The sequence below is a fragment of the Pedobacter vanadiisoli genome (assembly GCF_042684385.1).
Lineage (GTDB): Bacteria > Bacteroidota > Bacteroidia > Sphingobacteriales > Sphingobacteriaceae > Pedobacter > Pedobacter vanadiisoli.
Window position 1 is genome coordinate 397,741 of the sequence record NZ_JBHULL010000005.1, and the last position, 11,076, is coordinate 408,816.

General features: G+C 39.0%; 10 protein-coding genes. 2 read left to right on the forward strand and 8 right to left on the reverse strand.

Going from position 1 to position 11,076, the window contains the following annotated elements:
* Window positions 1-6: 6 nt before the first annotated feature.
* The 3 genes from ACFSR6_RS05645 to mutS all read right to left on the reverse strand — a co-directional run bounded on the left by ACFSR6_RS05645 (window position 7) and on the right by mutS (window position 4,002).
* The gene (locus ACFSR6_RS05645) at window positions 7-522 is read right to left on the reverse strand and encodes a TlpA disulfide reductase family protein (RefSeq protein ID WP_379076119.1); all 516 of its coding nucleotides are present in this window, start codon (window positions 520-522) and stop codon (window positions 7-9) included.
* A 301-nt stretch (window positions 523-823) separates the two neighbouring features.
* A complete protein-coding gene (locus ACFSR6_RS05650) occupies window positions 824-1,351 on the reverse strand; it encodes a C40 family peptidase (RefSeq protein ID WP_379076122.1) in 528 nt (175 codons plus the stop codon).
* A gap of 71 nt (window positions 1,352-1,422) precedes the next feature.
* Entirely contained in the window at window positions 1,423-4,002 is a 2,580-nt protein-coding gene (gene mutS / locus ACFSR6_RS05655; RefSeq protein ID WP_379076124.1) for a DNA mismatch repair protein MutS, read from the reverse strand.
* Between the two features lie 465 nt (window positions 4,003-4,467).
* Between mutS and ACFSR6_RS05660 the strand changes: the two genes are divergently transcribed.
* Complete coding sequence (locus ACFSR6_RS05660) at window positions 4,468-5,217, forward strand: phospholipase D-like domain-containing protein (protein ID WP_379076127.1); 750 nt, start codon at window positions 4,468-4,470, stop codon at window positions 5,215-5,217.
* Between the two features lie 301 nt (window positions 5,218-5,518).
* Here the strand turns inward: ACFSR6_RS05660 and ACFSR6_RS05665 are convergent, their stop codons facing one another.
* From ACFSR6_RS05665 to ACFSR6_RS05680, 4 genes are all read right to left on the reverse strand, one after another.
* Window positions 5,519-6,259, reverse strand: a complete 741-nt coding sequence (locus ACFSR6_RS05665) for a menaquinone biosynthetic enzyme MqnA/MqnD family protein (RefSeq protein ID WP_379076130.1) — start codon at window positions 6,257-6,259, stop codon at window positions 5,519-5,521.
* A 99-nt stretch (window positions 6,260-6,358) separates the two neighbouring features.
* Window positions 6,359-6,982: a histidine phosphatase family protein gene (locus ACFSR6_RS05670; RefSeq protein ID WP_379076133.1), complete on the reverse strand. Its 624-nt coding sequence runs from the start codon at window positions 6,980-6,982 to the stop codon at window positions 6,359-6,361.
* An 88-nt stretch (window positions 6,983-7,070) separates the two neighbouring features.
* Window positions 7,071-8,267, reverse strand: a complete 1,197-nt coding sequence (gene mqnE, locus ACFSR6_RS05675) for an aminofutalosine synthase MqnE (RefSeq protein WP_379076136.1) — start codon at window positions 8,265-8,267, stop codon at window positions 7,071-7,073.
* A gap of 209 nt (window positions 8,268-8,476) precedes the next feature.
* Window positions 8,477-8,971: a hypothetical protein gene (locus ACFSR6_RS05680; protein ID WP_229685086.1), complete on the reverse strand. Its 495-nt coding sequence runs from the start codon at window positions 8,969-8,971 to the stop codon at window positions 8,477-8,479.
* 123 nt (window positions 8,972-9,094) lie between these two features.
* On the opposite strand from ACFSR6_RS05680, the gene ACFSR6_RS05685 reads away from it, so the two are divergent.
* Window positions 9,095-10,210: a trans-sulfuration enzyme family protein gene (locus tag ACFSR6_RS05685; RefSeq protein ID WP_379076140.1), complete on the forward strand. Its 1,116-nt coding sequence runs from the start codon at window positions 9,095-9,097 to the stop codon at window positions 10,208-10,210.
* A 42-nt stretch (window positions 10,211-10,252) separates the two neighbouring features.
* On the opposite strand, the gene ACFSR6_RS05690 is transcribed toward ACFSR6_RS05685, so the two are convergent.
* Window positions 10,253-10,894: a hypothetical protein gene (locus tag ACFSR6_RS05690; protein WP_379076143.1), complete on the reverse strand. Its 642-nt coding sequence runs from the start codon at window positions 10,892-10,894 to the stop codon at window positions 10,253-10,255.
* Window positions 10,895-11,076 lie beyond the last annotated feature (182 nt).

Genomic DNA, 11,076 nt, shown 5'->3' on the forward strand with positions numbered 1-11,076 from the left:
CACGATCTATTTTAAGTTTAGCAAAGTATTTTCCAGTTCCTTTTCTGTAAATTCTTTCTCGTAAAAATGCCTGGTTTTCTTGTTTACAAACAAGGTAGCAGGAATTGCACCCGACCATTTTTTGTCAATTCTTTCTATATATGCTTGCTGATCGGGCTCATTCAGTAGAAATACTTCAGCATTAATCTTATTGCGCTGTACAAATGGGATGACCTCTTTTTGCAATTTTGATTTAAAATCAAGGCTTACCAAAAGCACCTTAACCGGTTTTTTTAAATTGGACAGGCGCAATTTCTCGAAATTCGGCAACTCTGCTACGCACGGCGAACACCAGGTGGCCCAGAAGTTAACGACATAGGTAGTATCTTTTCCGGCAGTTAAGCGTTTATCCAGTTCATCAAGTGTAAGCAGTTTTACCTGCGCACTTAACGAATAACTTATTAAAGATAAGCAGATTAAAAGAAATATACGCATAAAGAGATAACGAAAAATGAAAAGATTTGTTTTATTGTTCTTTGTCATTCTGAGGGATAATTTATTGTATAAAAATCAATATAAGTGACATTTAATTATTGGTCTTATGCGATATGCAATTCCCCTCTTTCAGAGGGGTGTCCGCAGGACGGGGTGTTTTATTAGTCCTAGCCGGAGTACTGTATTATGGCCTAGCTACACGGAAACACACAACACCACAATTCACTCATTAATAGGCGACTACAAAATAACATCATTGATAGCAAAGCGAAGAATCTTTTCTTTACTCTAAATTACTCTAAAAGGAAAGATTCTTCATTACATTCAGAATGACATGAACAAACAAATATTAATTAACCGATCCCGATTTAACCAGTACCCGCTGATAGGCAGGTAAAGTCAGGTCATCAACAATTACGCCCCTTGTAGTGCTGGCATGTACGAAAAAACCACTGTTGAGGTAAACACCTACATGATCAACATCATTACCGCCAAAAGAGAAAAACACCAGGTCTCCTTCCTTTAAATTATCGAAATTTTTACGCCTCACCACATTGGCCTGCTCGCGCGAAATGCGGGGAATTGTAACCCCATATATTTCTTTTTCCAATAAAAAGGCAAAACCCGAACAATCAATACCATTTTTATCCAATCCACCGAAACGGTACTTCACTCCTGTCCACTCATTAATAAATCGGTAAAGCGCTTTGCTTCTTAAATTGGCCATTGCATCGGCCGCTTTAGAGGCTTTGGTATCACTTTTAACGGTATATTTTCTTGTTCCGCAGGATGAAAGGAAAAATACAATTACTATTAAAAAGAATATATTCCTTTGGAGGCGTAAGGTAAAAGGCGTAAGGTTTAAAGTTCTTTCCATCGTATAGTATAATCGTTGTATGTGGTAAGATTTAAAACCTTATGCCTTAAACCCTCCCCCCTACAACCTTTCTAATTCTTAATCAATCTCTGTATCTCATCCAGTTTTAACAGTGCTTCTACCGGTGTCAATGCATTTACATCCAGATTGTTCAATGTATCGCGGATTTTCACCAGGATAGGATCGTCAATAGCGAACATCTGTAACTGATAAGCCTGATTCTGTACTTTTTTGATGCTGTCTTTTATACTTTGTCCTTCTGTACGGTCTATCTCCAGTTTTTTCAGTATTTCATTGGCACGGCCGATCAGTTTTGGCGGCATACCTGCCATTTTTGCTACATGTATACCAAAACTATGCTCGCTTCCGCCCGGAACCAGTTTACGTAAAAAGATTACTTTATTGGCCATCTCCTTTACCGAAACATTAAAGTTTTTAATACGTGGCATGGTGTTAGCCAGCTCGTTCAGTTCATGGTAGTGGGTAGCAAAAAGCGTTTTCGGTCGCGATGTAGGGTGTTGGTGCAAAAACTCTGCAATGGCCCACGCAATTGAAATACCATCGTAAGTGCTGGTTCCACGGCCAATTTCATCCAGTAAAATTAAACTGTTATCTGAAATATTGTTTAATATGCTTGCTGTTTCATTCATTTCCACCATGAAGGTACTTTCTCCTGACGATATATTATCAGAAGCACCTACGCGGGTAAAAATTTTATCTACCAGGCCTACTTCAGCATCTTTTGCAGGTACAAATGACCCCATTTGTGCCATCAGCACGATTAAGGCCGTTTGCCTTAAAATAGCCGATTTACCCGCCATGTTGGGGCCGGTGATCATAATAATCTGCTGACTATCGGTATCCAGGTATACATCATTGGTGATGTACTCCTGCCCCACGGGCAACTGTTTTTCAATTACCGGGTGTCGACCGCCTTTAATATCAAGCACCTTATTTTCGGTAACTTTTGGTTTGTTATAATGGTTTTTAGCAGCCAGTTGTGCAAAACACAATAAACAATCCAGCTGGGCAATTAAAAAAGAATTGAGTTGTATAGGCTTGATGTAACTGGCCGTTTCGTACATCAATTCGTTATATAGCCGGATTTCAATGGCCTGTATTTTTTCTTCAGCACCTAAAATCTGGTCTTCATATTCTTTAAGTTCAGGTGTAATATAACGTTCGGCATTTACCAGCGTCTGTTTGCGGATCCATCCATCCGGTACTTTATCCTTATGGGTATGGGTAACCTCTAAATAATACCCAAAAACATTATTAAAAGCTATTTTTAAGGACGGGATACCAGTGGCTTCTGCTTCACGCTTCTGTATCTGCACCAGGTAATCTTTCCCACCGAACGCAATTTTACGCAAACGGTCTAATTCCTCATCAACACCGTCGGCGATTACATTCCCTTTAATCAGCAAAGCTGGGGGTTCGGCCTGCAATTCCCGCTCAATTCTTTCCCTGATTGCCAAACAGGGGTTCAACTGATCTGCTATTTTAATCAGGAAAGGGTTTTTAGAATCGGCAGCTAATTTTTTAACGGCTTCGATATGGTACAATGCACGCTTTAAGGCCACAAGTTCCCTTGGCCCCACACGCTGCAGGCCTACTTTTGAGATCAGCCGCTCTAAATCGCCGATCTGTTTAATATTATTTAAAAATTCACCCTGCAGTTCTTCATGACCAACAAAATACTCTACCATCCCAAGGCGTTCCTGGATGGGTTTAAGTTCTTTTAAAGGCATGATAATCCATTTTTGCAGCAAACGCGCACCCATTGGGGTACAGGTGTGGTCCAAAATATCAAAAAGAGTTACCGCATTATCGTTTGCCGAATTCACCAGCTCCAGGTTACGGATGGTAAAGCGGTCTAACCACATGTAACGATCTTCTTCAATGCGGCTTATCGAACTGATGTGCTGCAGGTTACGGTGCTCAGTTTCGCCCAAATAATGTAAAATAACACCAGCGGCAACAATTCCACTCTGCAAGCGCTCCACCCCAAAACCTTTTAAAGACGAAACCTCAAAGTGTTTCATCAAGGTTTCGTTACCGAAATCGGCAGTAAAAGGCCATTCGTCTAAACCAAAAGTATAAAAACGATCGCCGAAATTTTCTGTAAAAGCCTGCCGTTTCGATTTTTGAAAAATAACCTCTGTAGGTTTAAAGCCCTGTAAAAGTTTATCAATATAATCGCTATTGCCCTGTGCAATTAAAAATTCGCCGGTTGAAATATCTAAAAATGAAATGCCCAGTTGTGTTTTGTCAAAGAAAACGCAGGCCAAAAAATTATTCGATTTCTGATTGACAATATTATCGCCATAGGCCACGCCAGGGGTAACTAACTCGGTTACACCACGTTTAACAATAGTTTTAGTACTTTTAGGATCTTCGAGCTGATCGCATATGGCAACCCGCTGACCTGCCCTAACCAGTTTAGAAAGGTAATTATCCAGCGAATGGTGCGGAAAACCTGCCAGTTCCAATGCGCCGCCATTAGGCCCTGTACCCCTTCGGGTGAGCACTATACCTAAAATCTGTGCCGTTTTAATGGCATCTTCGCCAAAGGTTTCATAAAAATCGCCAACCCTAAATAGTAAAAGTGCACCCGGATACTTCGCTTTAATGGCGTTGTATTGTTGCATTAACGGGGTTTCTTTATTCGTGTCTTTAGCCAAAACTGAAATTAATTTACAAAAGCCATAAAGATAATACGAATAAGCATTCTATGGCTGTTTTGTTGAAAAGTTGAGAAATTGTTTAAAATAGAAAGGTTAATCGGTTAACTGTTTAAATCGGTTAATCGTAAGCTATCACGGTAAGCCAATCTGAACAATTGCCCCCTCTGCTCCAGTTTATACAGTTAACCATTTTTTGGAAATGAAGGGTCCTGAACATTTCGGGTACTACAGCCCTGCTTTTTGCTTGTAGTCCCTCTTTTCAATCGGGAGCTACCACTTCAATCAGGTTTATGAACAATGGGCCTGTTTCTAAAGGCACGCTTAAACATCTAAAATTGGACTTTTAATAAAATCAAGGAAATTTTCTTAAATTTATTTTTCGAGGGCTGTAAATTAATTAATCTGATCAAACTACCCCTCATTTTTGATATGTTTTACAATAATGCTCTTTGTGATGTCTATATTGGAAGCGGTGCGGGCAAAAAGCTTATGAATGATATGAAAGCTGCAAAGCGTTCAATCAAGATCGTTTCACCTTTTTTATCACCTTATTTGATTTCAGAGTTGATTTACCTAAAAGACAACAACATTGATATCAAATTAATTACGACAAATAACATAGAAGATTTTTATGGCGATCGTGAAAAAAATATCTATAAACTGATTATTCAAAATCGTAATACGGACGTTCAGAAACAAAAAATTAGAGATAAGTGGATTAATTTTACAAACCGTCTTTATTATATTGGCTTTAGTTTAATAGCCCTATTAATTATCTTGACCTATTATTTCAGGGATGTTAATGTGTTTTTTGGTTTTACACCTATTATTATCATTTTCTTAATCCGAAGATTATACAAAACCAAAATAAAAAAGCTCCGAATATACTCCTATTATTACACACAGTTATTTCCATTTAAGGTATACGTAGCCGACGAAAAAACATCTTTAATTCACAGTAAAATTTACTTAATTGATGATCAGATTGCATATATGGGCTCATTAAACTTTACCCAGAGCGGTACTCAATTTAATCATGAAACCCGAATCAGAACAACCGATGTAAATGCCATTCGGGAAATAAGAAAAGAAATTGACCTGCTTTTTGAACATCCTTATCTACCGGTTGCAGATTTACAGCTTTGGGGGAAACAAATATATATCGAGCCGATTAACTAAAAATTGCAGTAATGAGAACACCAAATCAATGGGAAATAAACATGTTATACAATAGATATCCAGATGGTTGCGCAAAGGGCTGCCATTGCGTACATCCAGCAGACGACTGTGCTTGTAACGATTGCCAAAAAAGACATGCTTATAAGATCTACAAAAGTAAAATATTAAAGAAATATCTATTTTATAGACTCAATTAAACATATATAATAATAAATGGGCACTTTTTAATCGTTATTAAGATACTAAAAGGGGTTCAGCATCTTAATAACTAAAAAAGCAATCTCATTAGATTGCTTTTGGGTTACAAAGTAACTTTTTCAAGTTCGTCAATATAAGTAAGGAACAGATTTAATGCTTTTTTACGGTCGTCCGTTACCTCAAACTGGAGTTTGTGGTACAAATAGTCTTCCAGGTCAAAATTTGGAGATGCCGGCAACTCCTGCAATACTTCTTTTCTATGGTCTAAACCAAATTTTAAAGCGGTATTAAATTCGTCTTTAAATTCTTTCGGAATTTCTTTATTGGCCACCCAGGCGGCATACATAAATGGCAGTCCGGTAAAGTTTTTCCATTCCTCGCCCATATCGTAAGCGTAGGCAAAATCTTCTTTTTTACCAAAGGTCCTGTCACCAATCAAAACAAAAGCATCAGTTGGTACGGCAGGATCTGTTGTAAACTCAACTTCCTTTTTCCAGTAGAATTTCAATAATACTTTAGCCAGGTTGTTCGAGGTTCTGGAATGTGCATCCAAACGCAGGGTTTTAATTTCATTCACCGGTACATGACTAAAAATAAACACTGAATTTACCGCACCATCGCTTCCGATGCAATAATCGGCCACAATATTGGCATTGGGCACATAGGGAATAGCTGCGACTGGCATCAAACCTATATCTACCTGATTACTAATTACTTTCGACGCACAATCTGAAGGAATATCTAAACTTAAATCAATTTTATTGATAATGTCCGAATGTGTTAATCCGTATATAAAAGCTTTAGTGTTGGTATAAGCAACAGCTGATATTTTAATCTTATTCAAGGTGTTATGCTATTTTTAATTGTTGCCGTCATGCTGAATTTATTTCAGCATCTATCTTAACAGATCCTGAAACAAGTTCAGGATGACGAACTAAGAAAATTATTCAATTACTATTCCGTCTAAATGAACAGCACTATTAAATTCAAGAACCGTAAATTTCCCGTCTTCGAAGCCCATTTTATAAAGCACCGTATTCTGATGAGGGAATTCAATCATTTCGCTCAATGGCTTACCTAACAGTAAGCACAGGAAAACACGCATTGCCCTGCCATGCATACAAAGCAGCACTGTTTTTTCTTCAGGCCTGGTCATTAAAATTTCCATCGGTTGTTTTAAACGTTCATATACATCCTGAACGCTTTCGCCACCTTCGAAATGAGCTGTATAATTCCCATTCTCCCAACTCTGTAACATCTCACGGAAAGCATCACGTGCACTTTCAGTATTTGGCTTCCCTTCCCAGATACCCCAGGCCAATTCATCCAATCCTGAAAGTCTTTCCCATGGTAGTCCCGAATCAATAAATTTTTGAACGGTTTGCCAGGTACGTTTTAAATCTGAAGTGTAAATCTTATCAAAAGGAATATCTTTATAGGTTTGATAAAAAGCCTCAGCCTGCGCCCTTCCTAAAGCATTTAAGTCAGAATTTATGCCCCTGCCTTGTACTATTCCCTGCCTGTTAAGTTCTGTTTCGCCGTGGCGTATAATGTATATTTCTTTCATCTAATTCATTATCGAACGAGGGATTTTTGAATGATTGAATGTTAAAAATTTAATACTCAATACCCTCATTCACACATTCAATACCCGATCACTCATTCACCACTGGTAATTTATAGTACTGTGGTTTCTTCTCTTCCTCGAAAACAACGTTCTCGAAATCCGTAACCACATTATATAAAGTATCGCGCTCTATTGCCTTTCTGCCCACCTGTTTAATCAGATTAACCAATTCTTTAGTACTCATTGCAGGAGTTTGTTCTTCTGCGCCGGCCATAGAGTAGATTTTTGTGGTATCATCTAAAGTACCGTCTATATCATCAACACCATAATTTAGGGATAACTGGGCTGTTTCGCGACTGATCATTGCCCAATAAGCTTTAATATGATCGAAGTTATCCATATAAATACGGGCAATGGCATAATTCCTTAAATCTTCAACCACCGACGACTCGGGCACATGGCTCATCTGGTTGTGCTGGTTCCTGAATTTTAAAGGAATAAATGTCTGAAAACCACCGGTACGGTCTTGCAGTTCGCGGAGTTTCTCCATATGATCTACACGGTGCCAGTATTTTTCGATGTGTCCATAAAGCATGGTTGCATTACTGCGCATGCCCAGTTTGTGCCATTCTTCGTGTATATCCAGCCACTGTTGGCCGGTACATTTATCTTTAGCAATCTGCTCCCTGATCTCGGGATGGAAGATCTCAGCACCACCACCCGGTATTGATTCCAGTCCGGCTTCTTTCATTAAACGCATGCCTGTTGCGTAATCAATTTTGGCCTTTTTGAAAATATAGTGGTATTCTACCGGTGTTAATGCCTTTACATGCAGATCAGGGCGGTGCTGTTTGATGGCTGTAAATAGTGCAGAATAAAATGCCACATCGTATTGTGGCAGAACGCCACCAACAATATGTACTTCGGTTACAGGCTCACCATCATATTTTTTAACAGTATCGAGCATCTGCTCCATGGTTAGTGCCCAGCCCTCTTCTTTTTGTTTGATTAAACGCGAATATGAACAGAATTTACAGTCGTAAACACAAAGATTGGTTGGTTCTAAGTGGAAATTACGATTGAAATAAGTTTTATCACCATGTTTTTTCTCGCGGATATAATTGGCAAGAATACCAAGGTAGCCTAGTTCGGCATGTTCGTAAAGATATACACCTTCATCAAATGTAATCCGTTCTCCGTGAAGAACTTTGTGTGCTATGGCTTGTAATTCAGTTGATAAATTGGTATCAGCTAATATTTTTTCAACTTGCTCAGTTGTATTCATTCCTGATTTATTTTGAACAAAAATACAATAATGAGGCGATTTGAAAATCATTTTCTTGTAACAAACCGCGATTTTTGGAACGCAGAGAACTGGAGAGCGTTCTATCTGAATAGATTTAGCTTCATGCAGGCACTGTATTCATTGATATGGTTACAAAAAAAGCACCTCTTTTCAGAAGTGCTTCCGGGTATGTTTTTCAATGTTAAATATTATCTTGCTGCAGGCACAAAAGTTAATACAATGTTTGCAGTTCTGCCTCCAAATTCGATTGGCGATTTTAAAATCATCTGTGTGCTGGAAAGATCAGTTAACACTAAACGGTAACCTTCAGTTACATTTTTAGCTTTATCGCCCTCGTATATTTTTTTAAACTGGAAAGTCTGATCTTTAGGTGCTGCCGACCAGAAAATGGTCTGCATTACCGAACCACATGCACTTGATGCCGGCAAAGTATAAGAACCGTTACCACTATTGGTTAAATGCCAGGTACTGCCCTGAAAACATTTGTACGATTTTTCGCCAAATAATCCTTGAACTGCACCATCAGGTAATCCTTCCAAAGCTACATTACTTACTACCCAGTCGCGAACCACTGTACCCCTGCTACCAGTAACACCGGCAGTAACCCTTTTTGCAGTGTTGCAGCTTTGTAACATTACTAAAGTAGAACATGCTATTGCGATAGCTATAAATAATCTTTTCATTTTTTGTTTAATTAAATTTCGACGAACTTGTTACATAAATCTTGCCAAAACCGTTATGAACCTTAAATTAGCACCAAATTATTAAATTATCTCCCAATAACATCCATACCATTATCAATTGTTATGAAACCCGAAACCCTTGCTATCCATGCTTCTAATCTTGTAAAAACAGCCACAGGCGACGTTACGCCACCACTTAACCTCAGCACAACTTTTTTTCGGGGCGAAGACGGGGGTTACCCCGGTGGGCACATGTACAGTAGGGTAAGCAATCCAAACCGGTCTGCTTTAGAAAACACTGTATCCAAATTAGAATATGGCGAAGATGCTGCAGCCTTTTCTTCGGGCAATACCTGCGGCCTGGCCGTGTTTCAGGCCTTAAAGCCTGGCAGCCACATCATAACACCTGATGATATGTACTGGGGAATAAAAAAACAGTTGCTCACGATCTTTAATGAGCATTTGGAATTCGATTTTATTGATCAGACCGATTTAAATCTGATACAGCGTAGCATAAAGCCCAATACACAGTTAATCTGGATCGAAACGCCATCGAATCCGCTATTAAAAGTCACAGATATTGAAGAAATAGCCAAAATTGCCAGGGCTAAACATATTCCGCTGGTATGCGATAGTACCTTTGCCTCACCTATTTTACAGAATCCAATTTTGTTAGGTGCTGATATTGTGATGCACAGTAGTACCAAATACCTGGGCGGGCACAGTGATATACTCGGTGGAATTCTGGTAACAGCGAAAAAAGATAAGCTGTGGGAGAAAATCAAAAACATACAGCAAACTGGTGGTGCGGTACCATCTCCGTTCGATTGCTTTTTACTCACCCGTAGCATTAAAACCCTGGCCTACCGAATGAAAGGCCATTGTGAAAATGGAAAAAAAGTAGCCGACTATTTAAACAGACACCCTAATGTAGAAGCTGTTTTTTATCCCGGGCTGGAAAGCCACCCACAGCATGAAATTGCAAAAAAACAGATGAAAGATTTTAGTGGAATGATGTCGTTTTTAGTTAAGGGCGATGTTGAAACCGCTCACAAAGTGGTTAATAAAGTTAAATTATTTGCACAGGCAACGAGTTTGGGTGGTGTAGAAAGCCTGATTGAACACCGTTATTCGGTTGAGGGGCCGGATAGTAAAACACCTAAAAACCTGCTCCGTATTTCTGTAGGATTAGAGCATATAGATGATATTATTGCAGATTTAGCGCAGGCGCTGGGATAAAACAATAAAACCTATAAGATCTTAAAGACCTTATAGGTTTCTTTACTTAGGATTACAAATAGTAGTCAATTTCAACGAATAATCAGCTTCCAGAGGTTCATTGGTCTGCGCCAAGCGCTGCGATCCGGTGTTGGCTGGGCAGGCAATATCACCTGCAGCATCGTATATTAATTTTGTCCCATTAGCCAGTAATTCTTTCGGCACATATACCTGCACTTTGGTAACTGAATATCCTGAAGGGAAATAACGTACATAATATCCATCAGGATGTTTGGTCCAGATGCCACTTGGCACATCACTGCGCGGAGGTGCCATTCCGGCAACAATGGCATACTTCTCCAGATCTGCGTAAGTATAATTACCCGAAGCCACCAATTGGCGTATATTGTTTTCCGCTTCAAAAACCGCTCTAACCCCTGAAGGTAACTGCTCTTTGGTTTTTTCCATTACATCAAAAGGCAAAATCCCCAGTGCACCACCTTCTAATTGTGTAAGCTGTTTGGGCGTTAATAGTTTTATGGCCGTTACTTTAATCTGTCCGCTGTAATCGGTAAATTTGGTTTTGGCAATAATTGTCCAAAGCAGTGCCTGTATATCATGTTGCTCTATTTCCGGATGTTTTTCTGCACTTTTTAAAATGGAAACTACAATTTCTTCCTTCGGACCCAAAACCGGGGCAAACATGTAACCATCTCCCTTTGATGGTGCAAAAGTTCCGGCTTTTAAACAGTAACTTTTATTCGTCCTTTAGATTTGTTTTGATATTTTATTTAAGGCAAAGAACGATTACTTTTCTTAAATTATAAATCAGATTACCTAAAACGGTAGCGGCACATTAATATATCGTCAAGGTTTTTATGCCTAAG